We start from the raw sequence: 25,982 nt of genomic DNA on the forward strand, positions 1-25,982 counted from the left end.
ATCGTTCGTGGGGATCATGGCACCGGCCACCGACAATCACGCGGGCTCAGCCCCCGGCGGCCTCCGTGATGCGGGCCGCCAGGGCGGTGCCGAGGGCCTCGACGGCGGCCGGGGTGAAGGCGTGCTCGTTGTAGCGGAGCCAGCAGACCAGCGAGCCGTCGGGCTGTTCGGTGGCCGCGAGTTCGGGGACGTGCCGGTCGCCGCCGGGGAGGGGGTAGGGGACGGTGGCGGCGCGCGGGACCTCCCAGGCGGTGCAGGCGAGGCCGGGGAGCTGGGCGGGGGCGTTCCAGCTCTCGTAGCGGAGCCAGGCGGCGAACGGCGCCAGCGGGCTGAACTCCGCGAAGGGGTAGAGCTGGTGGTCCAGGGCCGCGGTGGCGGTGTCGCGGACCCGGGCGAGGAGTTCGGCGAAGCCGGGTGCCCCGGAGGCGTCGACCCGCAGCAGCAGGGACTGCACGAAACAGCCGACGGCCTGTTCGGCCTCGGGTGTGGTGCGGCCGGGGACGGGGGTCATCAGCACCAGGTCGTCCTGGCCGCTGCGCTCGGCGAGCAGGCCGAGCCATACGGTGGCGAGCGCCTGGAAGGGGGTCGCCCCGGCCTCGGCTGCCCGGTCGCGGAGTGCGGCGGCCCGGTCGGCGGGGACGGTGAGCCGGTGCGCGGCGCTGAGCACCGTCTCGGTGTCGGCGCGGCCCGGGAAGGGGTGCACCGCCTCCGGCGCTCCGGCCAGGGTGCGGGCGAAGTGGGCCCGGGAGACGGGCCAGTTGGCGTTGGCGCGGGCGACCAGCTCGCCGAGCGTCGGCATCGGCCGGGGCGGGGGCGCCGGGCGGCCGCGGCGCAGCGCGGAGTAGACGACGCCGAGGTCGCGCAGCAGCACGCCGACCGACCAGCCGTCGCCGACGATGTGGTGGACGGCGAGCAGCACCGCGTGGTCGTCGGCACCCCGGCTGACCACGGCGAGGCCGGTCATCGGGCCTTCGCCGACGTCGGTGAGCCGGTCCCGGACGGCGATCAGCCGGGCGGACACCTCGTCGTCGCTCTCGCCCGGGGCGTCGACCAGGATGGCCTCCACCTCGGGGTCGGGATCGACGACCGCGCGCCGGACGCCGGGCAGGGCGCCGGGCACGGGCACGAACCGGGTGCGCAGCGCGGGGTGGCGGCGCACCGCCTCGTGCAGGGCCTCGGTCAGCAGACCGGGGTCCAGTGCCTCGGTGACGCGGAACATCACGGCGACCGAGCCGACGTTGCGGCCCTCGGCCTCGGCCATCCAGCGCAGGAAGTTCTCCTGTTGGGAGGTGAGCGGGATGTCGTGGGGCTGGGCGCGCAGTTCGCGCAGGAACGGGGAGAGCTCTGCGTCGTCCGCCGGGGGCGGGGCCTCGGCGGTCCTGGGCGCGGTGGCGATCCAGGCGGCCTGGGCCCGCAGCGAGGGGCGTTCGAAGACCAGGGCGGTGCTCGCGGTGACGCCGAACTCGGCGGAGACGGCGGCGGCGAGCTGGACGGCGCGGAAGGAGTCGCCGCCGAGCGCGAAGAACTCGTCCTCGACGGCCGCGACCGGTCGGCCGAGCACCTTGCGCCAGACGGCGGCGAGGGCGAGTTCGGTGTCACCGGTGGGCGGGGTGCCGGCGGGCGCCTCGGCGGGGGTGTCGAAGCGGGCCCGCAGTTCGTGCTTGACGACCTTGCCGCTGGGGTTGCGGGGCAGCCGGTCGGTGAGCAGGATCCGGACCGGCAGTTCGGCCCGGCCGAGCCGGGCGGCGAGGAACAGCCGCAGTTCGTCGAGGTCCAGACCGTCGGCGGCGGGCACGACGACGGCCACCGGCACGGCACCCATGACGGGGTGCGGGAGGCCGAGCGCGGCCGCGTCGGCGACCCGCGGGTGGCCGTGCAGGACGTCCTCGATGCGCAGGGTGGAGACCTTGAGGGCGCCGGACTTGATGATGTCGCTCTCGCGGTCGACCAGGTGGAGGTAGCCCTCGGCGTCGAGCCGGCCGAGGTCCCCCATCCGCACCCAGCCGTCGCGGAAGACGGCGGCCGTGGCCTGCGCGCCGGCCGTGTAGCCGCGCGGGGGTCCCGGCTGGCGCAGCCACACCTCGCCGACGGCGCCCGTCGCGACCGGCTGCCCGTCCTCGTCGAGCAGTCGCAGGTCGGCCGGGTTGGCGGGGCGGCCGACCGAGCCGGGCCGGCGGGCGTCGACGACGGCGGATATCTGGGCGGGGGACGCCTCGGCGGAGGTGTAGGTGTTGACCAGGGTCGCGGTCGGCAGGGCGGCGCGCAGGGCGGCGGCGACGGGGGCGGGCAGGGCGGCGGCGGAGCAGCTGATCAGCAGGACGCTGCTCAGGTCGTGCCGTCCGACCGCACCGGAGTTGAGCAGTTCGACGGCCATCGAGGGCACCAGGAAGACGGTGCCGGCACGGTGTTCGGCGACGGTCCGCCCGAACTCCTCGGCGTCGAAGCGCGGCAGGCAGATCGTGGCGGGCGCGGCGACCAGCGCGTTGACCAGGACCACCTGGGCCGCGTTGGTGCCGATCGGGAAGGCGTGCACGGCGTGCGCGGAGTGGGCGTACGGGCGCGGGCGCGGGTCGAGCCGCTGGCCGGCGGTCAGGCTGGCGTGGGCGGCGTGCACGCCCTTGGGGGCGCCGGTGGTGCCGGAGGTGCCGATGACCTGGGCGAGGTCGCCGGGGGCGGGGCGGTGCGGCGGTTCCTGCGCGCCGTCGCGGTCGCGGTCGCCCCGGCGCTCGCCGTCGCGTGCGCCCCGGTGCTCGCCGTCGGCCTCCAGTCCGGCCAGCGGCAGGCAGCGGACGGCGGCCGCGGCGGCCCGCCCGTCCTCGGCGGAGTCCGCGACCGCGAGGACCGCCCCGCTGTCGCCCGCCAGCCGCGCGGTGTCCTCGGCGCTCAGGTCCTCGCGGACGACGACGGCCGCCGCACCCGCGTAGTGCGCGGCCAGGAAGGCCACCGCGTAGGCGTCCCAGGAGCGGTTGGGGAAGAGCAGCAGCACCCGCTCTCCCGGCCGCACACCTGCCCGGGCGAGCCCGTGGGCGGCTCGCACCGCCCGCTCCCGCCACGTCCGGTAGTCGAGCACCGGGCGGCCGGGGACGATCAGCGCGGGCCGGTCGGGGTGCCGGGCGGCCCGGTCGTCGAGCAGGTCGGTCAGGGTGAGCGCGTCGGGCGCCGTCGGTGCCGAAGCGGCGGTGGCGGGAACGGCGCTGACGGTGGATCGGGTGCTGATGACGACTCCCGGAAGTGGCCAGGACGGGGCGCGGCCGATCGGCCGGACGGGTGGCTGGTCCAGACCGTAGCGGCTGGGTACCGTCCCCCGCCAGAGTCGTCCGCCCGCGGACCTCGGGGTCCGGCCGGCGCCCCGTCCGGGGCCACCTCCGCCCGGCGACCGCACTGCCCGGCCAGGCGCCGGCCGCACCCGCCGGCCGCGGTCGCGGTCGCGGTCGCGGAGCGTAACCGCCGGGCGGACCCCCGGGGAACGGCCCGGGAAACGGCCCGCGGAACGGCCCGGGGAATGCCCCCGCCCGGACGGGGCAGGCGGGGGCGCACGGCCCGCACCTCGGCGGCCGGCTCCGGACGTGCCGTGACGCGCGGTTCGGGCGATCATGAGGGAACGTGCCTCGAAAGGTGGAATGCGATGTTCCAGCTCCTGTGGATTCTGCTCATCGGCTTCGTGCTCGGTGTGATCGCCAAGCTGATCCTGCGCGGCCCGCAGGCCATCCCGTGGTGGCTGACCATGCTGCTCGGCGCGGCCGGGGCCTGGCTGGGCAATGCGGTCGCCGGGTGGATCGGCGTGCGGCACACGTCCGGCATCGACTGGATCCGCCATCTGCTCCAGCTCGCCTTCGCGGTCGGCCTGATCGGCATCGTCGCTCCCGCCTGGAGTTCGCGCCGGTCCAGGTGACCGCCCGCGACCGTGCCCGGCCCCGGACCCAACCCCCGGCCCCGGCCCCGGCGGGCGAAGGGTCCTCCGGGTCCGGAGGGTGGTCCGGCGCGACCCTGTTCGAAGCGGCGCGGCTAGACTCGCACGGCCGTCGCAGCCCGACGGCCGTGCCGCCGAACTCGCGAGGGAACACAACATGGTCGAGGCCGCCCCGAAGGTCGTTGTGGTCGTGCCCACCTACAACGAGCGGGAGAACCTTCCGGTCCTCGCCGGCCTGTTGGCCGGGCTCGACCTGCCGAACCTGCACCTGCTGGTCGTCGACGACAACTCCCCCGACGGGACCGGCGAGGTCGCCGACAAGCTGGCCGCCGAGTCCGGGGGCCGGGTCTCGGTGCTGCACCGCACCGAGAAGGACGGCCTCGGCCGCGCCTACGTCGCCGGCATGGCCAAGGCCCTGGAGAACGACGCGGACGTGGTCGTCCAGATGGACGCCGACCTGTCCCACCCGGCCGCCGTCCTGCCGCTCATGGTGAAGACCCTGCTGGCCGACGACACGGCCGTGGTGCTCGGCTCCCGGTACGTGCCCGGCGGATCGACCGCCGAGGAGTGGCCGTGGCACCGCAAGGCGCTCTCGGCCTGGGCCAACCTCTACGTGAACACCATCCTCGGCCTGGGCGTGCGCGACGCCACCGCCGGCTTCAAGGCCTGGAAGGCGCAGACCCTGCGGGCCATCGACCTGGCGTCGGTGCACAGCAACGGGTACTCGTTCCAGGTCGAGCTGAACCACCGGGTGGTGCGCCGGGGGCTCACCATCAAGGAGGTGCCGATCCGCTTCGAGGAGCGGGTCGAGGGCGCGTCCAAGATGAGCCTCGGGGTGCAGGTGGAGTCGGCGCTCGCGCCGTGGAAGCTGCTGCGCGAGGGGCGCGGCAGGCAGTAGCCCCCGCGCCGGACCGGACGGAAGTGGACCGGTGGGAAGCGGGGGACGGGGAAGGAGGCGCGCATGGCCCTGCTACCGGAACCCGTGGTCGGCCTGCTGCGCCGCGCCGCCCGTGAACCCTTCGCCGTCCAGACCGCGCGGGCGACCGTCGCCGCCACCCTCTCCTACGTGGTGGCGACCTGGCTCAGCAGCGAACCGGCCCCCCTGACGGCCCCGCTCACCGCGCTGCTGGTGGTCCAGGTCACCGTCTACTCGACCCTCACCACCAGCATCCGCCGGGTGAACTCGGTGGTCGTCGGCGTACTGATCGCGATCGGCTTCAGCGCGGTGGTCGGCCTCTCCTGGTGGAGCCTCGGGCTGATCATCCTGGCCTCGCTGGTGATCGGCCGGTTCGTCCGGGTGGACGAGTTCGTCCAGGAGGTCGCGATCAGCGCGATGCTGATCCTGGGGGTCACCAAACTCGCCTCCCAGGCCTGGGACCGTGTGCTGGAGACCCTGATCGGCGCGAGTGTCGGCCTGCTCTTCAACCTGGTGTTCGCCCCACCGGTCTGGGTGGACACCGCCGGTGAGTCGATCGAGGACCTGGCCCGCCGGGCCCGGCACCTGCTGCTCGACCTCGCCGAGCAGCTGGGCCGGCCCACCGCCGTCGCGGACGCCGCCGAACGGCTGCACGAGGCCCGCCGGCTCGACCAGGCGATCGCCGACGTCGACGCCGCGCTGCGCCAGGCCGAGGACAGCCTCCGGTTCAACCCCCGGATCAGTGAGGGGCTGCTGTCCCGGCTGGTGCTGCGCACCGGTCTGGACACCCTGGAGATCTGCGTGGTGGTGATCCGTGTCATCTCGCGCTCGCTCACCGACCTCGCCAAACGGCGCGGGCCCGGCGAGCCACTGGTGGCGCCGGGCCTCGCGGTGGCGATGGAGGAACTGCTCGCCCATGTCGGCGGCGCGCTGGTGAGCTTCGCCGTGCTGGTCACCACCCAGGTCAGCCGGAACGCCGAGGAGGCCGAGGAACGGCTCACCGCTGAGCTGACCGCCGCCTGGGCGAGCCGGGAGAACGTGGCCCGACTGCTGCTGGAGCAGGTCCGCGCGGACCCGGAGTCCTGGCACCTGCTCGGATCGCTGCTGACCGAGGTCGACCGGATCCTCGACGAACTGGACCTGGAGCACCGCTCGCGGCGGCTGATGGAGGAGCTGGACCGGGCTTCGGTGGCGGGCCGGGAGCGATTCTCCCGGCTGGGCCGGCTGCGCCGCTGGCTCCGCGGCGAGCGCCCCGTCCTCGCCCGGGTCCGCCGACGGCGCGCGAAGCCCCCGGCGGGTGCCCGGGGCTGAGCCCGCAGGCTGCCCGGACCTGTGCCTCACCCCTCGGCGGCGTCCAGCAGCTGCTGGATGTCGATCCGGCGCATCTGCAGCATCGCCGTGGTGACCCGGGCGGCCTTGGCCCGGTCCGGGTCGGAGACCAGGTCGATCAGCACCTGCGGGGTGATCTGCCAGGACAGGCCCCAGCGGTCCTTGAGCCAGCCGCAGGGCCCCTCCTGGCCGCCGCCCTCCAGCAGGGCCGCCCAGAGCCGGTCCACCTCCGCCTGGTCGTCGCAGTGCACCTGGAGCGAGACCGCCTCGGTGAACGGGAAGAGCGGCCCGCCGTTGAGGGCCACGTACGGGCGGCCGCCGAGTTCGAAGGCGACCGTCAGCACGGTGCCGGGGGTGCCCGGACCGGCCTCGGTGTAGTGGGTGACGGCGGTGATCCGGGAGTCGGGGACGACCGAGGTGTAGTACCGGACGGCTTCCTCGGCCTGGTCGTCGAACCAGAGACAGGGTGTGATCTGCTGCATGGGCCGACGGTAGCCGCGGGCCCGGCCGTCCCCGGGCGCGCCACGCCACGGCCGGGGGGACCGGCCGCGGCGTGGCGCGCGAGGATCCGGACTCAGTGCACCCAGCCCGCGTACCGCCGGGTGAAGCGCTGGCCGGTGGCGGCGGTGACCACCACGTCGTAGCGGCCCTGCTTGTCCAGCGGCCAGACCAGGTTGCTCTGCTTGCCCGGCCGGACCCAGACGGTCTGCGCGGTGCCGGCGAAGTCGTTCGGCACGGCGGTGAAGCAGACGTCGGTCATGCCGTCGTTGACGAGCTGGAGCGTCAGCCGCTTGGAGCCGGACAGGTCGGCGGTGACGATCGGCACCGCGATGTCGTTCTGGCCGGACGGCTGCTCGGCGGTGCCCTGGCCGTCGCGGACCACGGTGCCGGCGAAGCGGCGGACGAAGCCGTCCGGGCCGTGCACGGTGAAGTCGTAGCGGCCGTTGGTCTTCGCGGCCTCCCAGACGTAGGTGGCCGAGGCGCCCGGGGCCACGGTGAACGGCGTCCCGGCGAAGGGCTGCACGATGTTCGGGTAGACCGTGTACGGGAAGGCCACCGAGCCGTCGTTGCTCATCGTGCAGGTGACCCGGCCGGTGAGTCGGTCCACCTCCGCCTCGGCCCAGGGCTGGTAGGGCAGGTGGCGGTGCGGGCGGTCGCCCCGCTCGGGCACCGGCATGGACTGGGCGCCGACGGCGGGCAGCTGCACGCCGGGGAGCTTGGTGCCCGCGTCGGCCTTCGCCATCAGGGCGTTGGTGTCCGGCAGTTGCGGGATCGACTGGTCCGGGGCAGCGAAGTCGAAGCAGCTGGTGAGGTCGCCGCAGACGGCGCGGCGCCAGGCCGAGATGTTGGGCTCGGCCACACCGGTGACCTGCTCCATGAAGCGCAGCACGGAGGTGTGGTCGAAGACCTGGGAGTTGACCCAGCCGCCGCGCGACCAGGGCGAGGCGACCCAGAGCGGGACGCGGTTGCCGAGACCGATGGCGCGGCCCTGGGTGAACTCCTCCGGGGTGCCCGGCTCGGGGGTGGGCGGAACCATGTGGTCGAAGTAGCCGTCGTTCTCGTCGTACATGACCAGGAAGACGGTGTGCCGCCACACGTCCGGGTTGGACATCAGCGACTGCAGGGCCTGGTTCACCCAGTGCGCGCCGTACGCCGGTCCGGCCTCCGGGTGCTCGGAGAAGAGGTACGGCGCGACCAGCCAGGAGATGGTCGGTAGGGTGCCGTCCTTGCAGTGCGCGTCGAAGGCCGCCGGGTCGAACTTGGTCATCGCGTTGATGTAACGCGGGTCGTCCTTCGGGAAGTTGTGGAACTGCTTGAAGTACGAGAGCGCGTTGTCGTCGTAGTCGCCGGTGCGGTCGTCCTTGCTGGGGTTGTGGTAGACCCGCCAGGTGACGCCCGCCGACTGGAGGCGCTCGGCGTAGGTGGTCCAGTCGGCGACCGGGTTGTCGGTGACCGGGGTGTTGTCGATCCACGGGCCGGTGGTGCCGTCCCGGCCGGGGCCGGAGGTGCCGGTCCACAGGTAGAGCCGGTTGGGATCGGTCGGCCCGGCCAGCGAGGTGAAGTAGGCGTCGCACAGGGTGAAGGCGTCGGCCAGCGCGTACTGGTAGGGGATGTCCTCACGGGTGAAGTACCCCATGGTGCGCTCGCCCTTGGCAGCGATCCACTTGTTCATCGCGCCGTTGTTGATGGCCTGGTGACCGGTGGCCCAGTCGTGCGGCAGGCCGCCGGCGTTCTGCGCGTTGTACTTCGAGGTGTCCATCCGGTACGGCAGCATCACATTGCCGTCGCTGCGGCGCGGGTCCGGCTGGCGGAACACGTCGGTGCCGTCGGGGAACTGCAGCCCCTGCTTGTCACCGAAGCCGCGCACGCCGTTGAGAGCGCCGAAGTAGTGGTCGAAGCTGCGGTTCTCCTGCATCAGCACCACGACGTGCTTGACGTCCTTGATGGTGCCGGTGAGGCGGGCCGGCGCGGCGGCGGGCTGGGTGGGCGCGGCCTGGGCCGGGGTGCCCTGGAGGCCGGTCAGGGCGGCGGCGCCGGCGGCCGCGGTGGCGCCGACGAAGGTGCGGCGGGAGAGCTCGGACATCGCGAACTGGCCTTTCAGAGCTGGAAGGTGGCGACCGCGGCGGCGGTGTCGGACGGCCACTGGTTGGCGGCGAGGGCGGCCGGGTCGGCGGCGGTGGCCGGCCAGTCGGCGACCAGCGTGTGCGCCTCGACGAGCCGCAGCCTGCCCCGGTACAGCACGTAGTCGATCCGGTCCTGCGGCTCGGCCTTGCCGGCGGCGCGCTGCTTGCGGACCGGCGACCAGGTGGTGCCGGGGGCCTTCACCGGGTCCCGGTTCTCCTCACGGAAGGTGTCGGTGAGTCCGGCCGCCTGGAGGGTGGTGGTGACCGGCCAGGCGAGCGCCCCGGCTCCGCCGTGCGCGGCGGCGGTGGCGGCCGTCCAGTCGAGGTGCGAGGGCGAGGACAGCGCGCCGGCGAGCACCACCGGGGCGCCCGCGGCGGCGTCGGCGGTGACGGCGGCGGCCAGCGCCCGCGCCTGCCGGAGCCGGGCCGAGGCGTTCTCGGTGTCGAGGACCTGCGCGGCGGTGCGGCCGTCCTGGACGGCGTACGGGCCGTAGTCGGACTCATCGAGGTGCGCGGTCCAGACCCGGACGGCGCGGCCGCCGGGCAGCTGCACGGTCGCCCCGGCGGCGGGCAGTTCGGCGGTGGCCGGGGTGACGGCGGTCAGCGGGTAGCGGCTGAGCAGGCCGACGCTGCCGGCGCTCTGGTGGGCGTACCAGCCGAGGGCGTCGGCCAGCGCCTGGGCGGCCTTGCCGGCCGTCTCCTGGAGCGCGAGCACGTCCAGGCCCTGGGCCAGCACGACCCGCAGCTGCTTCTCGAGGGCGTCGGTGAAGGCGGCACCGGCGTTGGCGAGGTTCCAGCTCGCGACCTTGAGCCGGGGCGCGGTGGCCGGGTCCACGACCGGGAGCAGCACGGTGACGGTGTCGGTGGCTCCGGCGCTGTCCTTGACGCCGACGACCAGGACCTCGGGGGTGCGCGGCGCGGCGCCGCCCGGCGCGGTGCCGGTGACGGTGCCGTCGGCGGCGACCGCGAGCCAGGCCGGTCCGGAGATCTTGCGGAAGGCCGCGCTGCCGGCCGGGTTGCCGGCGGGGCGGGCCCAGAGGCCGCCGAGCTTGACGGTGACGGCCGCGCCGGGGGCGACGGGGGTGGCGGTGAGGGAGTCCACCACGGCGTGCGGGCGGACCACGGCCGGCTTGGGCCGGAAGGTGAACGGCTGGGTCTTGGCGAGGACGCCGTAGCCGTCCTTGGCGAGCAGGTAGGCCGTGTACGGGCCGCCGGTGAGGGCGGAGGTGTCGAGCTGGACGTCGCCCTCGCCGGCCGGGGTGTACTTCCAGAGCAGGGAGCTGCCCGTGCCGGGCTGACGGTCCCCGTCGTAGATGCCGACCCAGTTCTTGGGGTCGGGGGCGTCGGTGGTCCAGTGGAAGGTGAGGCGGTCGCCCTCGACGGGGCTGCTCGACGACGTGCTGGTCAGGGTGCTGCCGGTGGCCACGGATGTCCTGTCCGCCGCTCGGGCACCGGGCCGTCGGGGGGTGCCGGGCCGGGGCCGTCCGCGGCTGGTGACGGAGGCTTGGGAGGGTCGGCCCGTCAACAGTTGGCTGTACAACTGCAGGGCCGCGCCCATTCATCCGAAGACCGGCGACCAGGACATGAACGAGACGTGACGGATTGTCGGGCGGAACGGGAACTGTGGGGCCGTCCGACGGACGGGGTGCCGGAACGCGGGTGTCCGGAAGGGCGGAACGCGGGTGTCCGGAACGCCGGAACGGCGGAGGACCCGGCCCTGGGGCCGGGTCCTCGGAACGGCGGACCGCCGGAACGGCGGGCACGGGCAACAGCGGACATTCGGCACACGAACCGCCGGACGTGCGGGCCGTCAGGCGAGGGTGAGGAAGAGCTTCTCCAACTCGGCCTCCGTCATCGGCGCCGCGCCCTCCTCGGCACCCGCCATGCACTGCCGCATACCGCTCGCCACGATCTTGAACCCGGCCCGGTCGAGCGCCCGCGACACGGCGGCCAGCTGGGTCACCACGTCCTTGCAGTCCCGGCCGGCCTCGATCATCGCGATCACGCCCGCCAGCTGCCCCTGGGCGCGCCGCAGCCGGTTCAGGACCGCTCCGACGGCCTCCTCGTCCACCTGCATGTCCGGACCGCCCTCCACTGTCGACCACCGGCCCTCCAGTGTACCCCGTGGGGTATCCGGACCCGGGTGGCCGACCTTCGGCCCGTGCCGTCGGCCAACGGCTCCGGCCGTTGCGGGACCGCCGTCGCGACGGCCGCCGTCAGCGCCGCGCCAGCCGCCGTTCCCCGCCCGCCCCGGTGACGTACTCCAGCTTGTAGTGCGCGAACACCTCGGGCTCGTCCTCGGCCGGCAGCACGTCGTCCACCCCGATCGAGGGCGCCTGCTTCACCAGCGCCTTCGGGAACGCCACCCGCAGGTACCCCGGCCCCAGCACCGCGCCGTCGAGCGGTACGAACACCAGCCGCCGCTTCATCGCCAGTCCGATCGTGACCGTCACGAAGTACGGCTGGTCGCTGGCGGTCTCGACGTAGACGGACTCCAGGGTGCCGATCCGGTGGTCCTTCTCGTCCATGACGGACTGCCCCCGCCACTCCCTGATGTCGGCCGGAACGATCTCGGCGACGGCCATGGTTGCCTCCCACTCCCGCTCCACGGCGGCACGCCGCGCTTGCGGGCGGCGCCCCGGACCCTCCCATCCTGCGCCTGTCCGCCCCGTCCCGCCCGCCGGGACGGGGCGGGGCGGGGCCGTCCCGCCCGCCGGGACGGGGCCGTTCCGGCCCATCCCGCCGCAACGCGGCCATTGCGCACAAGCGGGTGTGAACCGACCTCGCCGCACCACGGGTGTACTCGAACACCTACGCTGTCCGCCGACGGATCATCAGTTCGGCCAGGTGCGGAGGCGTGCAGACAGTGGTGGGTTACAACGAGATGTGGGAGCCGGGCGAGCCCGGTGTCCCCGCCGACCTCCGGCCGGAGATCCCGCACCCCGCGCGGATGTACGACTACTACCTGGGCGGCAAGGACAACTTCCCGTCCGACCGCGAGGCGGCCGAGCGGGCGCTGGCGGCCAACCCGGAGTTCAGATCCACCGCGCGCGCCAACCGGGGCTTCCTGACCCGGGCGGTGCGCCATGTGGCCGGGCTCGGCATCGGCCAGTTCCTCGACATCGGCACCGGCATCCCGACCGCGGGCAACACCCACGAGATCGCCCAGGCCGTCGATCCGGGCGCCCGGATCGTCTACGTCGACAACGACCCGATCGTGCTCGCCCACGCCCGCGCCCTGATGGGCGGCACCGCCGTCGGCCGGACCACCGTCATCCAGGCCGACCTGCGCGAGCCGCTCGACCTGCTCGCCGCCGCCGAGGCCGAGAAGCTGCTCGACTTCGAGAAGCCGATGGCCCTCGTGCTGGCCGCCGTGCTGCACTTCGTGCCGGACGAGAACGGACCGTACGAGATCGTCCGCACACTGCTGGACACCCTCGCGCCCGGCAGCCACCTGATCCTGTCCCACGGCACCGCCGACTTCATCCCCGCCGAGGTCCGCGACCGGGTCACCGGCGTCTACAGCAAGGCCACGGCACCGCTGGTCGGCCGCAGCCGGGAGCAGGTGGGCGCCTTCCTGGACGGCCTGGACGTGCTCGACCCCGGGGTGGTCACCGTCCCGCTGTGGCGTCCGGAGGGCGACCCCGTCCCCGGCGCGGACCGGGTCAGCATGTACGGCGCGGTCGCCCGCAAGTCCTGACGGCGCGGCGACGGTGGCGGCCCGGATCCGTCCGGCCGCCGCCGCGGGCCTCATCCGGTGGCCTCATCCGGTGGCCGCGCCGGTCAGCGGCCGGGACGCGGGTTCCGCCGGGGCGCAGGGCAGTTCGCGCATCCGGCGCAGCGGTGAGCAGAGCACCGGCAGGACGGCGAGCAGCTCGCCCAGGGCGCCCGCCCAGAGCGCCTGCCGGACGCCTAGGCCCTGCCCCAGCACACCGCCGGCCAGCGCTCCGATCGGCATCACGCCCCAGACCAGGAAACGGACCGTTGCCGTCGTCCGGCCCAGCAGCGGCTTCGGGCAGAGCCGCTGGCGGAAGGCGACCGAGGTGATCCTGAAGGTCATGAAGAGGACCCAGCCCGCGGCCTGCAGCAGGACGGCCAGGACGAAGCGGCCGTCGGCCCGGAAGAACGGCACCGCCAGCAGCCAGAGCACGGCGCTGCCCGCCACCGCCGCGCACATCGCCGGTCCCTGACCGAGCCGGGCGGTGAACCGCGCCGTGAGCAGGCTGCCGATCAGGCCGCCGACCGCCTCCGCGGTGAACACGAGTCCGCACAGGAACGGCGACAGACGCAGCTCGCCGACCAGCAGCACCATCAGCATCGAGGCGCCGATCGTGCCGCACAGGTTGGAGGCGGCGGCGGTGAGGGTGACCGCCCGCAGCAGCCGGTCGCCGAGGACGAAGCGCAGCCCCTCGGCGATCTCCGTCCGCAGCGCTCCCCCCGACCGGGTGCCCGAGGAACCCTCCGGCCGGGCCTCGGGCCGCCGGATCCGGCCCAGCAGCAGCGCGGAGAGGCCGAAGCTCAGTACGTCCACCACCAACGCGACCGGCGCGGTCAGCGCACCCACCAGCGCCCCGCCCACGCCCGGGCCGCCGACCTGGACGGTGCTCCGGCCCGCCTCGATCCGGATGTTCGCCGCCACCAGCTGCTCGTCCGGCACCAGGTGCGGCAGGTAGCTGCCGTACGCCACGTCGAAGAACGCGGTGCAGACGGACATCCCGAACGCCACCGCGTACAGCTGGGGCAGGGTCAGCGCGCCCAGCCAGGAGGCGGCCGGGACGGAGAACAGCAGCACGGCCCGGACGACGTCCGCGGCGACCATCACCGGCCGCCGCCGCACCTGGTCCACCCAGGCGCCCGCGGGCAGTCCGATCAGCAGGAAGGCCGCGTACTCGAAGGCGACCAGCAGGCCCGCCTCGAACGGTGTGGCGCCCAGCGTGCCGACGGCCACCAGCGGAAGCGCGACCAGGGTGACGGCCGCACCCGCCTGACTGACGGTGTCGGCGGCCCAGAACCGTCGGAAGTCGGCATGCCGGAGCAGGCCCGGAAGTGGAGGAGTCATGCCGGCCAGCATCCTGAGCGTGATCACCGCGCGGCCAGTGTTTTAGTCTGGGCGAAAACGTCGACCGGGGGTGGGGATGGGCGAGCTGCGGTTCGGGGCGCGCGACCTGGGCAATCTCAGGTTCGCGATCTCCCCGCTCTGGGAGACCGCGGCGGCCGCACGCGCCGTCACCGATCCCGGTCGGCACGTGGTGCACCTGCCCTGGATCCGCCGGGCCGCGTCCCTGGGCCGGGGCGGCGGCCTCGGTGGGCGGACCTCGCCGCCCGCGGCGCTCACCGCCCGGTCCGGCCTGCTGGCGGGGCGACTGCTGCCGGCTCCGCGCTGCCCGCTGGCCGAGATCGAGGAGGAGTTGTCCGCCCTGCTGGCCACCCCGCCCGAACAGGTCCGGGACGCTCTCGCCGCTGTGCCGCGGCCGGCGCCGACCGGCGCCGGACGGCAGCCTGCCGAGGACCCGGAACGCGTCCTGCCCGAGCTCGCCGAGGCCCTGCACTCCTGGTGGGAGGCGGCGGTCCGGCCGTACTGGCCGCGGATCCGCGCCGCCCTGGAGGCGGACATCGCCCACCGGACGCGCCTGCTCGCCGAGGACGGCATCCACGAGGTGCTGTCCTCGCTCCACCCCACCCTGCGCCGGGACGGGGACCGGCTGCGCTCACCCGACCTGCCGGCGGACAGCGACGGCCTCGGCGGCACCGGACTCACCCTCACCCCGAGCGCGTTCGCCGACCGCTGCCGGGTGCTGGGCGGCCGCCGGGGAACACCGCCCGCCCTGGTCTACCCGGCCCGCGCCCTCGGCCTGCTCTGGGAGCGCCGGGAGAACACCGACGACGCGCTCGCCCGGCTGCTCGGGCGCAGCCGCGCCCGCCTGCTCGCCTGCACCGGATCCCCGTCCACCACCACCCAGCTCGCCGCCCGGACCGGCCTCAGCCTGGGCGCGGTCTCCCAGCACCTCGCCGTCCTGCGCGACGCCGGGCTGGTCACCGGCCACCGCTACCGCCGCGAGGTCCACTACACCGCCACCGACCTGGGCACGGCCCTGCTCACCCGGGCGTAGGCCGCGGCGGGGCGGAGGGCCGCACCGGACGGCCGGCGCCTCGGAGCGGGCGTCAGGCGGGCTTGCTCGCGCGGAGCGAGTACATCAGCGGGACGCGGGGCTGCCCGGCCGGGAAACGGAAGCCCCGGTCGCGCTCCAGCACCGGGAAGCGCGGGAACAGCGTGAAGTCGTGCTCGTGCAGGAACTCCACCCGCAGGCCCTCGGTCACCAGGGCGCTGAGGACGTCGCCGATCCCGTGCTGCCACTCGACCGTCTTGGAGGCCAGGGACGTCACCTCGCCGTCGGTGTAGGTGCTGGGGTCGTCCCAGACCGTGGCGTCGCGGTCGAAGTAGTCGTACTCCACCGTCCGGCCGTCGTCGCCCAGGGTGTCGCCGAAGGGGTGGAACTCCGCCAGGTAGAGGAAGCCGCCCGGGGCGACCAGGGAGGCCGCGGTGCGGGCCCAGCGCGCGATGTCCGGGAGCCAGCACAGGGCGCCGAGGCCGGTGTAGACGATGTCGAAGGTCTGCCCGTCGAGCGCCGCCACCGCCTCGTACACGTCGGAGACGACGAATCGGGCCGTGTCCGCGCCGATCTTCCCGGCCAGTTCGGTGGCGGTCTCCACCGCCGGCGCGGAGAAGTCCAGGCCGGTCACGGTGGCGCCGTGGCGGGCCCAGGACAGGGTGTCCAGGCCGATGTGGCACTGGAGGTGGAGCAGGGACTTGCCGCTGACGTCACCGACCTCGGCCAGCTCGAAACCGCGCAGTGCCTCGTCGCCGGACACGAAGCCGGGGAGGTCGTAGAAATCGCTGGCCTTGTGCACCGGGACACGGCCGTCCCAGTTGGCGCGGTTGGTCGCCAGCCAGTCGTCGGGGGCAGGGGTCTTCTCCATACCGACCACGCTGCCAGAGCCGGGAGCACCGCTCAAACGCTTTTCACGGCCGCCGCGGGCCGTCGGCGGCGGGGAGGTCGAGGACGGCGGGGAGGTCGAGGACGGCGAGCAGGGGCGGGTCCAGCGGCCAGGGGAAGTCCGGTGCGGCGGTGCCGACGGTGGCGCTGCTGACGGTGGCGGTGCTGACAGTGGCGCTGCCGAGCGCGGATGCCGGGGCAGCGGGGGTGGTGACGGCGGTCGCGGCGGCCCGGGCCAGCCGGAGGGCTCCGAGCAGCGGCGGGCCGTCCGGAGGGCGGGGGCGGGCGGCGGGGAGGCGGACCGCGAGCGCGTCCAGGGTCGCCCGGCGCAGTGGGTCGAAGCGGAACAGACCCCCGGTCAGGGCGAGCCGGGGCTCGGTCCGACCGGCGGCCGCGGCGGCGGCGCTCGCGCTGTCGGCGATCTCCTCGCCCGCACGGCGGAGCAGGTCCGCGGCGACCGGACAGCCGCCCCCGGCAGCCGCGACCACCGCCGGGGCGAACTCCGCGAGCAGCGCCGCCCGGTCCGGACGCGGCTGGAGCGCGGCCGGGAGGCCGGCCACCGGGCCGTAGTGCCGCTCGGCCGCCGCCAGCAGCGCGGGCGAACCCCCGTTGCGGCCGTCCTGCGCCCGCAGCGCCGCTTCCAGCCCGGCCCGGCCGAGCCAGGCGCCGCCGCCGCAGTCCCCGAGCAACTGGCCCCAGCCGTCGGCACGGCACCAGTTCCCGCCCGGGCGGAGGCCGATCGCGACCAGCCCCGTCCCGCCGGCCACCACCACCCCGGCGGCGGTGCCCAGCGCGCCCACGTAGGCCGTGACCGCGTCCCCCGCGAGCACCAGCCGCCGGGCGCCGGTGGCGCGGGCGAGCGGGCCGGGCAGCCGGGCCGCCAGGTCGCGGCCGAGCAGGGCCATCCCGGTGGCGCCCACGGCGACCGCGCCGATCCCGGCCCCGTCGGGCAGGCCGGCGACCAGGGCGCCGAGTGCGGGCAGCAGCCGGTCGAGCAGCGCCCGCGCGTCCTGCCCTCCGGCCGAGGCGGACACCCGCGCGGCGGCGGCCGACCCGACCGTCCGCACCCCCGCCGGATCCACCGGCCGGCCCGCGGGCGCCGCCCCGACCCGGATGCCGGAGCCGCCGACGTCCACCCCGACCACCCAGGACTCCCCCGCCGCCCGCTCCATGCCGCCTCCGCCCGCCTCGTCCGCACCCCGTCCTGCCCATCGTGCCCATCGTGCCCGGCGGACGGCGGGGCGGCGCCGTGGCACGGCGGACGCAGGGCCTCCAGAACGTTCTGCGCCGCCTCTGACCGGGTGCCTCCACGGCATCGGCCGGAGCGTCAACGGCTGCGAATCCGGCACATCGCGTTCACCCGCGAGCGCCGGCGGAGGGGCGACGGCCCGCACCACGTGGTGCGGGCCGTCGCCCCTCCGCACGCCCGCTCCCGGACCGGCGGGCCGGCAGGTCGGAACAGCACCCCGACCCGCCCGCCCCCGGAGCGCGGCAACGGGTTTCAGGCGGGCAGCCCCACGAGTTCGGCGGACCCACTGCGGTTGTGGCGCTCCTGCCACTGGTCCAGGGCGCTGCGGCAGGCGTGGTCGAGGTGACGCACGCCGGCGAGGTCGAGGCGGACCGGGCGGTCCGCCGGCAGGCCCTCCAGGGATTCGAGGGTCTCCAGGAGGCGGGGCAGCCGGAGGAAGGTGGCGCTGCCGTGGAGGGTCACCCGGACCGCGCCGTCGGGCAGTTCGGTGACGGCGACCTGGAGGTGGGAGGTGTCCCAGGCGCTCTTGAGCACGGCGAGCAGGAGGCCGAGCAGGACGCCTTCGAGCAGGTTGGTCAGCACGATGGCGATCGCGGTGACGGCGAGGATCGCGGCCTCGCCCCGGTCGGCCCGCCAGAGCGGCCGCAGGGCGCGCAGCGGAACGAGCTTGGCCCCGGCGTGGACCAGGACGCCGGCCAGGGCGGCGAGCGGGATGACACCGAGGGCGGCGGGGAGCAGCGCGGCGAAGAGCAGCAGCCAGACCCCGTGCAGCACCCGGGACGCCTTGGTCCTGGCGCCGGCCTGGACGTTGGCCGCGCTGCGGACGATCACGGCGGTCATGGGCAGGGCGCCCAGCAGGCCGCAGACGGTGTTGCCGACGCCCTGGGCGAGCAGTTCGCGGTCGTAGTCGGTGCGCGGGCCGTGGTGCAGGCGGTCGACGGCGGCGGCGCTGAACAGGCTCTCGGCGGAGGCGATCAGCGCGAAGGCGAAGGCCGTGCCGAGCACGCCGAGGCTGCCGAGCGCCGCGAAGTCGGACAGGCCGGGCACATCGACGACGCCCACGAGCCCGGCCACGTCGACCCGGGCGACGGGCAGGTCGAACAGCGCGGTGACGGCCGTCGCACCGGCCACGGCGGCCAGCGGCGCGGGCACGATCCGGACCTTGGCGGGCAGGCGCGGCCAGAGCAGCAGGACCGCGATCGTCCCTGCGCCGATCGCGACGGCGGCGAGCGCGCGCCCGTCCCCGGCGATGTCGGCGGCGAGGCCGGGGAGTCCGGCGAGCTTGGCGGGGCCGCCGGTGGGGCCCTTGATGTCGGCCAGCGCGTAGAGCTGACCGGCGATCAGGATCAGGCCGATGCCCGCCAGCATGCCCTGGACGACCGAGACGGAGATCGCCCGGAAGAGCCGGCCGAGGCGGGCGGCGCCCATGGCGAGCTGGAGCAGGCCGGCCGCGGCGGTGATCACGCCGAGGGTGGCGAGGCCGTGCTCCTGGACGGCGGCGAGGACGAGGACGGTCAGCCCGGCGGCGGGGCCGGACACCTGGAGGCTGCTGCCGGGCATCAGGCCGGTCACCAGGCCACCGACGATGCCGGTGACCAGGCCGAGTTCGGCCGGTACGCCGGAGGCGACGGCGACGCCCACGCAGAGCGGCAGCGCCACCAGGAAGACGACGAGGGAGGCGGGGAGGTCGGAGCGCAGAGTGCTCAGCCGAAGGGCGGGACGACGAGTCATCGGGTCCTCGGGAGAGTGGCGGTTCGGACGGTGGTCGGGGGATATCGGGCCGGAGGGCGGCGGGGCGTGCGGCCGCTGGTCGTGCGGCGGCCCGTGCGGCGCGGGGCTCACAGCGGCAGGAACAGACCGCTGTCGGCCCGGTGTTCGAGCACCAGGCCGGTGTGGATCTCGTAGAACCAGCCGCGCAGCCGGACCCGCCCGTCGGCCAGCCGCCGGGCGACGGCCGGGTAGCCGCGCAGCCGGTCGAGCTGGGCCAGGACGTGCCGCTGCACGGGGCCGGCGACCGTCGGGTCGAAGACCTCGGCCTCGTCCGCGCGGAGCACTGCCCGGTCCGCGTGGCGAAGCCAGGAGCGGACGGCGGGCACCACGCTGAGGTCCTCGCCGCGGACCACGGCGCCGACGGCGCCGCAGTGCGAGTGGCCGCAGACCACGATGTCGCGCACGCCCAGCACCTCGACGGCGTACTCGACGGTGGCGGTCTCGCCGGAGGCGTCGTCGGCCCGGTAGACGGGGACGATGTTGCCCGCGGTGCGGAGCTCGAAGAGGTCGCCGGGGTCGGCGTTGGTGATCAGGGCCGGGACCACGCGGGAGTCGGAACAGGTGATGAACAGCGCCTGCGGGCTCTGGCCGGCGGCGAGGCCGGTGAGTTCGCGGCCGGTGTCCCCGGCCCGCTGCGGGAAGGCCCGGGCCCGGTCGATGAGCGGTTCCATGAGGGTGACTGCCTCCTTCGGTGACGTCAGGTGCGCCTCTGGTCACCTGACGTTGCGTCAAGAAGGAGTAAAACATGGGTATGGGGCAAGCAAAAGCGAGTTCTGGGCGCAGAGTGTGCCGATCCGGTTAACATCCTGTTGCCTCGAACGAAATGACGCCTTCCACTACGGAAAGCGCAGGTCAAGCGGTACGGCCCGGACCGGCCGGCGATGGGCGCACAAAATTTTCCGCGCGCCCCTCCTGCTTCTCTGCGCCGTCTTCACACCTCGCGCACCCCGTCTTCCGCACCCCGCCTTCCGCGCACCGCAGCCCGTGGTCCCGCAGCCCCGGCTGCGGGTCCGGACGGCCCCCGCGGAACATTCCGGCCGTTCGGCGAATCAGAGTCCGGGAGGCCGACGCGCGGGCGCCGGCGCCGGGGCGAGGGGAGCCGGGCGGGCATGACGGGGATCGACACGGGCACGGTCGCGGCCGACACCACGGCCGCCCTGGAACGGCTCGGTGCGGCGGCGCGGGCGCGCGGGCTGGCCGGGACCGCCGAACGGCTGGACGAGGCGGTGCGGCGGCTCGCGGACGGACGGATCGTGGTCGTGGTCTGCGGCGAGTTCAACCGGGGCAAGTCCAGCCTGGTCAACGCGCTGGTGCGGCGACCGGGGCTGCTGCCGGTGGACGTGCTCCAGACCACCAGCGTGGTCACCACGCTGGCCTGGGGCACCCGGGACACGGCGACCGTGCACCTTCGCGAGCAGAACGGCGGCACGCGGCAGCGGGAGGTCCCGTTCACCGAACTGGCCGACTACGTGGCGGAGAGCGCCAACCCCGGCAACCGGCTGCGGGCCGAACTGCTCGACCTGCGACTGCCGTCCGAGGCGCTGACGGGGGGCACCGTCCTGGTCGACACCCCGGGCATCGGCGGGGTGTTCCCCGAGCACACGGCGGTGACCGCCGGCTTCCTCGCCTCCGCCGACGCGGTGGTCTTCGTCGCCGACACGACCTCGCCGCTCTCCGCCGCCGAACTGCGCTTCCTCCGCCACGCCCTGACCGCCGCGGCCGCCGGCAGCACGGGACCGGACGCACCGGACGCCGACAGCGCGGGGCCGGACCGGCCGGCCGCCGGCAGCACCGGTCCGGACAAGCCGGCCGCAGATCCGGGCGGCCTGCTGGTCGTCCTCACCCGCGCCGACCAGGCGGACGCCGAGGACCGGCGGGCCATGCTCGACAACACCCGCGCCAAGCTCGCCGCACTGACCGGCGACAGGGACGGCGGCCCCGCCGTGCTGGCGGTGTCGACCCGCGCCCGGCTGCGCCACCTGGCCGCCGCCGGGGCCCGGCCGGACGCGCCCGCCTCCGCGGACGGGGCCGCCGACCCCGACAGCGGCTACCCCGAATTCGAGTCCGCACTCCGGGGCCTGCTGCGCCGCCGCCGGGCGAGCCTGCTGCTGGCCCGGCCGCTGGCCGAGGCGGACGCCGCCGTCACGGCCCTGCTGCGACCGCTGGAGGCGGAACGGGAGGCACTCGCCCGGGAGACCGACGAGACGCTGGCCCGGCTGCGGGCCTCGGCCGAGGCCGGGCAGCGCGAGGCCGCCGGAGCCCGCCGGTCCGGCGCCGAGTGGCGCACCGAACTCCGCGCCGAGCTGCGGAAGCTGCGCAACGCGCTGACCGGCTCCCTGCACGACGACCTGGACGCGGTGTGGGAACGGATCTGCAACGACCTGCTGCACGACGAGTCCCTCCAGGACGACGCGGACCGGCTGGCCGCCGAGGTGGCCTCCGCCTACGCGGCGGTGGCGGGCGCGACCGCGCACCGGGCCGAGACCGAACTCCGTGCCGTGGTGGCCGCCTTCGCCCGGCAGCACCGGCTCGGGATCGGGCCGGTCGGGGCGGGACGGATCGCCGCGCCCGGAGCGGTGCGGCTGGACCCGGACCTGGGCTCCGGCCGAGCGCCCGGGCCGATGATGCCGGTGAGCCGGGACGGCTCGTTCGGGGCCTCGATGGGCGCCGCCGTCGGCGGGATGCTGTTCGGACCGGCGGGCGCTGCCGTCGGCGGCGCGATCGGCCTGGTCGCGGGCCTGCTGCGCGGGCTCGGAGCCGTCCGCGACCAGGAGGTCCAGGCCCGCCGGCGCAATCTGCGCGACCAGCTCGCCCTGGTGCGCTCGCGCCAGCAGCGGGTGATCACCGAGGGCCTGCGGAGCCTGCTCGACACCGCGGCGGAGCAGGCCGAGCGGGAGCTGGACAGTCTGCTGCGCCAGCAGGACGAGAGCGCGCAGGAGACCGTGTCGCGGCTCCGGGCGGCGGCGGAGACCACCCGCGCCGAGGCCGGGGCCCGGCACAAGGTGCTGACCGAGGAGCACGGCGCACTGATCGCGGCCGGACGCGAGGTGGCCCGGCTGGCGGCCCTGGTCGCGGCGGTCGTCGACGAGCCCCCGGCCGGGACGGGCCCCGCGGGCGCGCCCCGGTCCGGCCCCGCGGGCGCGCCCGACGAAGGTCCCGGGGCCGCGCCCCGCCCCGCGCCCGAGGACGGTCCCGGGGCCGCACCCGGCCCCGGGGCGGTGGGGCGGTGACCGCCGCCGACCTCCGGCGGGCCGCGCTGGCCGTCCTCACCGACGCGGCCGGGGCCGAGCACCTGCCCGGGGAGTTCCGGCGGACGCTGGCCGAGCAGGCCGGACGGCTCGCCGCGCCGTTCGCCGTCGCCCTGGTCGGCCGGGTCAGCAGCGGCAAGTCCACCCTGGTCAACGCCCTGCTCGGGACCAGGCTCGCCCCGACGGGGGTGACCGAGCTGACCATGACGGTCAACCGGTTCCGCTACGGCGCCCCGGCCGCGCTGGCGGTGCACTTCGAGGACGGCACCGTGGTCCACCACCCGGACCTGTCCGCCCTGGAGGCCCTCACCGTCCGCACCGCCGACGCCCCCCGGCGGCACGGACCGCCGCACCGGATCGACCATCTGGAGACCGCCTTCCCGCACCCCGCGCTGGCCGGCACGGAGATCGTCGACACCCCGGGGCTGGACTCCGCCACCGGCCCCGAGTCGGCCGCCACCCTGCGACTGCTGGGCCGCACCGCGAGCGGCGTCACCGGGTCGACGGTGACCGAGGGCGCGAGGGCCGACGCGCTGGTGCTGACCTTCACCGCCCGAGGGGTCCACCGGGAGGAACTGCGCCTCACCTCCGACTTCCTGGCCCATGTGCCCGGGCTCGGTCCGCTCAACACCGTCGGCGCGCTGACCAAGACCGAACTGTTCTGGGACCCGGTCGACACCCCGGACCCGTTCCTGCCCGCCCGGCGGGTCGCGGACCAACTGCTGCGCGCCGCCGGGGCATCCCGGCTGCTGTACACGGCGGTGCCGGTGGCGGGCCTGCTCGCCTCGGGCGCAGCCGACCTGGACGCCGCCGACCTCGCCGACCTGACCGCGCTCGCCACCGGTTGCGAGCCGCACCGGCTGGCCGAACTCGCCGCGGAGGCCGACCGGTTCACCGCGGCGGACGGCGTACTGCCGCTGCCGGCCGCCGCCCGGTCCCGCCTCTACCGGCGCTTCGGCGGCTGGGGCGTGGCGACCGCGCAGCGGCTGGTCCGCGACGGCGCCACCGAGGCCGGGCCGCTGCGCGCCGAACTGCTCCGGATCTCCGGCATCGACACGCTGCGCGCCCTGCTCCGCGACCATTTCGGCGGACGCGCCGACCTCATCAAGGCCGCCCGGGCGTTCCGCACCGTGCCCCGGCTCGCCGGGCTGACGGCGGCCGGGCTGACCGGCGAGCCGGCCCGCGCCGTGGCCGCCGTGGCCGGCGCGTTCACCGCCGTCGAACTCCGGCACGCCCAGGCGTACGCCGAACTGCGCTCGCTGCGCGACCACTTCGAGGGCCGGCTCGACCTGCCCGCCGACCAGGTGGCCGAGTTGCTGCGGGTCACCGGTGAGCACGGCAGCACCGCGGCGGACCGGCTGGGCCTGCCGCCGGGCACGGACCGCGCGGTGCTGCTGGCCGCCGCCCGCGCCCGGCTCGACCACTGGCACCGGCTGCTCGCCGCTCCCACCGTCGGCGGTCCGGCCCGGCAGGCCCAACTGACCGTCCGGGACGCCTACGAGGCGATCCACCACGACCTCTCGCGATCGGAGCCGTCCAGGTGAGCAAGAAGTCCAAGCGGACCGCGGCGGTGGAACCGGCAGCACCCGCAGAACCGGCAGCACCCGCAGAACCGGCGGCAACGGCGGCAACGGCGGAACCGGCGGAGGAGCCCGCACCGGTCGGGCCGGTACTGGTCGTCGACTTCGGCACGAGCACCACCCAGGCCGCCGTCGTCGAGGGCGGCACCGTCCGGATGCTGCACGAGCCGGCCACCGGCGCCGCGTCCTGGCCCTCGGCCGTGCTCGCCGACGGCTCCGGCGGCGTCCTCGTCGGCGCCCCGGCCGAGCGCGGCAAGCGGCTCCACCCGCTGCGCTACCGGGCGGAGATCAAGCGCGACCTGGGCAGCCGGGTGCCGCTGCTGCTCGACGGCGCGAGCCACTCCGCGACCGAGCTGGTGGCGGCCGTGCTGCGCGCCGTCGCCGCCGAGGCGCACCGGGTGCTGGGCCGCGCCCCCGAACGGACCGTGCTCACCGTCCCGGCCGGGGCCGGGACGCACGACGCCCGGCGGCAGGCGATGCTGGCGGCCGCCGAGGCGGCCGGGCTGAGCCGGGTCGGCCTGCTCGCCGAACCACTGGCGGCGGCCTGGGCGCCACCGGTCGGCGCGCCCTTCCCCGTGGGCTCGACCGTGCTGGTGCACGACCTGGGCGGCGGCACCTTCGACGCGGCCCTGGTGCGGATCGGCGACGCCGGACCGGAGTTGCTCGGGCACGGCTCCCTCGACGACTGCGGCGGGCGGGATCTCGACGTCGCGCTGCTGGCCCACCTGAGAGGGAGCGGCCCCGAGCTGCGTGCGGCTCCGCCGGACACCGACGAGGCCGCCGCCCGGCGGGCGGCGCTCGACCTGGACACCTTCGTGCGCGAGCTGAAGCACGGGCTGGCGATGGCCGAGCGGGTCGAGGACCTCGCTCCCGACGGCACCGTCGTCGCCCTCGACCGGGACACCCTGCGCGCCGTGGCGGCGGAGCTACTGGAACCCACTGTCGAGAGCTGCCGCGCCCTGCTGCGCGTCGCGGCCGCCTCCGAGAACACCGACCCGGGTGGGGGTACCGCACGGGTGGACGCCGTCCTGGTGACCGGCGGGACCAGTCGCAGCCCCGTGGTCCGCGAGCTGATCGGGGAGGCGTTCGGAGCCCCGGTCCGCCAGCCCGAGGACCCGCAACTGGCCGTGGTGCGCGGCGCCGCCGCCTGGGCCGCGCTCACCGCCGCCCGCGACCTGCGCCCGGTGGTCCGCGAGCCGGGCACCGAACCGCTGGCCTGGGACGTGCCGGGCGGCTCGGCCGTCTTCCTCGGACCGCACGTCGCCGAGGGCACCCGGTACTCGGCGGGCGCGGTGCTGGCCGACGTGCGGTCGTCGACGGGCACCGTGCACCGGCTACGGGCCCGGTACCCCGGCGAACTGGTGCGCTGGCACACCGATCCGGGCGGACGGTTCCGCTCGGGCGACTGGCTGGCCACCACCGTCGGGGCCGGACCGGACGCCTTCCTCCCCGTGTGGCGGCACCCGTTCGCCGACCTCAGAACCATCGGGTGGACACCCAAGGGAGCGCTGCGGATCGCCACCGCGACGTCCGCCCACGAGTGGACCGGCGGCACCGAGGTCCGCCGGCTCGCCACGTTCCCGCCCTCCCAGGCGGAGCTGTACTTCTCTCCCCGTGCCGAGACGCTGTTCCAGCTCCAGGACGACCGGAGGACCGCCGCACTGCACCCCTTGGACGGCGACGGGCCGGTCGACGGGAACCCCGCTGTGGTCCAACTCCTGCCGGGCAATCCCGCTCGGACCGACAGCCTGTGGCGCGCGCTCCCGGTCGGGCCGGACCGCCTGCTGGTGGCCGTCGCCAGGAGCTCGGGGAGGTATTCGTCGTACGAGATCTGGAGCGTCGGCGACGGCCTCACCCCGCAGCTCCTCACCGACCAGGGTATCCAGCCGACCGGGCCCGACCTCGGCCTCTGCACGGGATCCGACTCGCTGGCATGGAGCGTCGACCGGACGAACACCCGGATATTCCCCTGGCAGGGCAACAAGCCTCCCGTCCGGTCCGTCGCCTGGTCCACGTCAAAGCGGCCGCAGCGGAACGCCATGCACACCGGGCACCCTCCGGCGGAGGTGTCCGCCGATCTCTGCACGGTGCGGCTGGGCGACAGGACACTCGGAACGAAACCCGTGAGCGTCCTGGAGTTCGCCCCCGACGGCAAGCACCTGGCGCTCGGCCTCGACAGCGGCTGGGTGCTCGTGGCGGACAGCGAAAGCCTCACCGTCATCGCCGAACTCCCGCACTCCAGCGGTGGTTTGCATACCCTGGCCTGGTCCCCCGACAGCTCCGCACTGGCACTCGCGGGTGACGGAAAAGTCACGGTGTGGCGGCGGGAACTTTCCGCTCCGCACCGGGGTCTATGAACCG

General features: G+C 75.4%; 19 protein-coding genes. 8 read left to right on the plus strand and 11 right to left on the minus strand.

Annotated features, from left to right (window positions below; all coding sequences use genetic code 11):
- Nucleotides 1–46 precede the first annotated feature (46 nt).
- Entirely contained in the window at nucleotides 47–3,382 is a 3,336-nt protein-coding gene (locus BLU95_RS04875; protein ID WP_231978291.1) for a class I adenylate-forming enzyme family protein, read from the minus strand.
- 243 nt (nucleotides 3,383–3,625) lie between these two features.
- Here BLU95_RS04875 and BLU95_RS04880 point away from each other — a divergent pair, with 243 nt between their 5' ends.
- The 3 genes from BLU95_RS04880 (at nucleotide 3,626) to BLU95_RS04890 (ending at nucleotide 6,137) form a co-directional block, all read left to right on the plus strand.
- Nucleotides 3,626–3,892 carry a GlsB/YeaQ/YmgE family stress response membrane protein gene (locus tag BLU95_RS04880; RefSeq protein ID WP_030393150.1) on the plus strand — a complete coding sequence of 89 codons (267 nt, stop codon included), beginning with the start codon at nucleotides 3,626–3,628 and terminating at the stop codon, nucleotides 3,890–3,892.
- A 175-nt stretch (nucleotides 3,893–4,067) separates the two neighbouring features.
- Entirely contained in the window at nucleotides 4,068–4,808 is a 741-nt protein-coding gene (locus tag BLU95_RS04885; RefSeq protein WP_093858865.1) for a polyprenol monophosphomannose synthase, read from the plus strand.
- A 63-nt stretch (nucleotides 4,809–4,871) separates the two neighbouring features.
- Nucleotides 4,872–6,137 (plus strand): FUSC family protein, encoded by a 1,266-nt coding sequence (locus BLU95_RS04890; protein WP_093858866.1) that lies wholly within the window; start codon nucleotides 4,872–4,874, stop codon nucleotides 6,135–6,137.
- A 26-nt stretch (nucleotides 6,138–6,163) separates the two neighbouring features.
- Here the strand turns inward: BLU95_RS04890 and BLU95_RS04895 are convergent, their stop codons facing one another.
- From BLU95_RS04895 to BLU95_RS04915, 5 genes are all read right to left on the minus strand, one after another.
- Nucleotides 6,164–6,637: a VOC family protein gene (locus BLU95_RS04895; protein WP_093858867.1), complete on the minus strand. Its 474-nt coding sequence runs from the start codon at nucleotides 6,635–6,637 to the stop codon at nucleotides 6,164–6,166.
- Between the two features lie 92 nt (nucleotides 6,638–6,729).
- The gene (locus BLU95_RS04900) at nucleotides 6,730–8,739 is read right to left on the minus strand and encodes a phosphocholine-specific phospholipase C (protein WP_093858868.1); all 2,010 of its coding nucleotides are present in this window, start codon (nucleotides 8,737–8,739) and stop codon (nucleotides 6,730–6,732) included.
- Nucleotides 8,740–8,753: 14 nt separating this feature from the next.
- Nucleotides 8,754–10,205, minus strand: a complete 1,452-nt coding sequence (locus tag BLU95_RS04905; RefSeq protein WP_231978293.1) for an endonuclease/exonuclease/phosphatase family protein — start codon at nucleotides 10,203–10,205, stop codon at nucleotides 8,754–8,756.
- Between the two features lie 384 nt (nucleotides 10,206–10,589).
- On the minus strand, nucleotides 10,590–10,856 hold the full coding sequence (locus BLU95_RS04910; protein ID WP_093864646.1) for a metal-sensitive transcriptional regulator: 267 nt from the start codon (nucleotides 10,854–10,856) through the stop codon (nucleotides 10,590–10,592).
- Between the two features lie 139 nt (nucleotides 10,857–10,995).
- The gene (locus BLU95_RS04915; protein WP_093858870.1) at nucleotides 10,996–11,364 is read right to left on the minus strand and encodes a PRC-barrel domain-containing protein; all 369 of its coding nucleotides are present in this window, start codon (nucleotides 11,362–11,364) and stop codon (nucleotides 10,996–10,998) included.
- Between the two features lie 272 nt (nucleotides 11,365–11,636).
- On the opposite strand from BLU95_RS04915, the gene BLU95_RS04920 reads away from it, so the two are divergent.
- Nucleotides 11,637–12,479: an SAM-dependent methyltransferase gene (locus BLU95_RS04920; RefSeq protein ID WP_353653540.1), complete on the plus strand. Its 843-nt coding sequence runs from the start codon at nucleotides 11,637–11,639 to the stop codon at nucleotides 12,477–12,479.
- A gap of 63 nt (nucleotides 12,480–12,542) precedes the next feature.
- Here the strand turns inward: BLU95_RS04920 and BLU95_RS04925 are convergent, their stop codons facing one another.
- Nucleotides 12,543–13,838 (minus strand): MFS transporter, encoded by a 1,296-nt coding sequence (locus BLU95_RS04925; protein ID WP_093864648.1) that lies wholly within the window; start codon nucleotides 13,836–13,838, stop codon nucleotides 12,543–12,545.
- A 76-nt stretch (nucleotides 13,839–13,914) separates the two neighbouring features.
- On the opposite strand from BLU95_RS04925, the gene BLU95_RS04930 reads away from it, so the two are divergent.
- Nucleotides 13,915–14,889 (plus strand): ArsR/SmtB family transcription factor, encoded by a 975-nt coding sequence (locus BLU95_RS04930; protein ID WP_093858871.1) that lies wholly within the window; start codon nucleotides 13,915–13,917, stop codon nucleotides 14,887–14,889.
- 52 nt (nucleotides 14,890–14,941) lie between these two features.
- Here BLU95_RS04930 and BLU95_RS04935 read toward each other — a convergent pair whose 3' ends face one another.
- The 4 genes from BLU95_RS04935 to BLU95_RS04950 all read right to left on the minus strand — a co-directional run bounded on the left by BLU95_RS04935 (nucleotide 14,942) and on the right by BLU95_RS04950 (nucleotide 19,464).
- Nucleotides 14,942–15,757, minus strand: coding sequence for a class I SAM-dependent methyltransferase (locus BLU95_RS04935; RefSeq protein ID WP_093858872.1), 816 nt, complete (start codon nucleotides 15,755–15,757; stop codon nucleotides 14,942–14,944).
- A gap of 43 nt (nucleotides 15,758–15,800) precedes the next feature.
- Nucleotides 15,801–16,946, minus strand: coding sequence for a BadF/BadG/BcrA/BcrD ATPase family protein (locus BLU95_RS44965; RefSeq protein WP_093858873.1), 1,146 nt, complete (start codon nucleotides 16,944–16,946; stop codon nucleotides 15,801–15,803).
- A gap of 329 nt (nucleotides 16,947–17,275) precedes the next feature.
- Complete coding sequence (locus tag BLU95_RS04945) at nucleotides 17,276–18,754, minus strand: SulP family inorganic anion transporter (protein WP_093858874.1); 1,479 nt, start codon at nucleotides 18,752–18,754, stop codon at nucleotides 17,276–17,278.
- 107 nt (nucleotides 18,755–18,861) lie between these two features.
- Nucleotides 18,862–19,464 (minus strand): carbonic anhydrase, encoded by a 603-nt coding sequence (locus BLU95_RS04950; protein ID WP_093858875.1) that lies wholly within the window; start codon nucleotides 19,462–19,464, stop codon nucleotides 18,862–18,864.
- A gap of 438 nt (nucleotides 19,465–19,902) precedes the next feature.
- On the opposite strand from BLU95_RS04950, the gene BLU95_RS04955 reads away from it, so the two are divergent.
- From BLU95_RS04955 to BLU95_RS04965, 3 genes are read left to right on the plus strand one after another with little or no spacing between them, the layout of a single operon-like run.
- Complete coding sequence (locus tag BLU95_RS04955) at nucleotides 19,903–22,023, plus strand: dynamin family protein (protein WP_159424775.1); 2,121 nt, start codon at nucleotides 19,903–19,905, stop codon at nucleotides 22,021–22,023.
- The gene (locus BLU95_RS41295) at nucleotides 22,020–23,585 is read left to right on the plus strand and encodes a dynamin family protein (protein WP_107452473.1); all 1,566 of its coding nucleotides are present in this window, start codon (nucleotides 22,020–22,022) and stop codon (nucleotides 23,583–23,585) included. The genes BLU95_RS04955 and BLU95_RS41295 overlap by 4 nt, the downstream gene beginning before the upstream one ends.
- Nucleotides 23,582–25,978 carry an Hsp70 family protein gene (locus tag BLU95_RS04965; RefSeq protein ID WP_093858877.1) on the plus strand — a complete coding sequence of 799 codons (2,397 nt, stop codon included), beginning with the start codon at nucleotides 23,582–23,584 and terminating at the stop codon, nucleotides 25,976–25,978. The genes BLU95_RS41295 and BLU95_RS04965 overlap by 4 nt, the downstream gene beginning before the upstream one ends.
- Nucleotides 25,979–25,982: the final 4 nt, after the last annotated feature.

It is taken from the genome of Streptomyces sp. TLI_053 (assembly GCF_900105395.1).
Lineage (GTDB): Bacteria > Actinomycetota > Actinomycetes > Streptomycetales > Streptomycetaceae > Kitasatospora.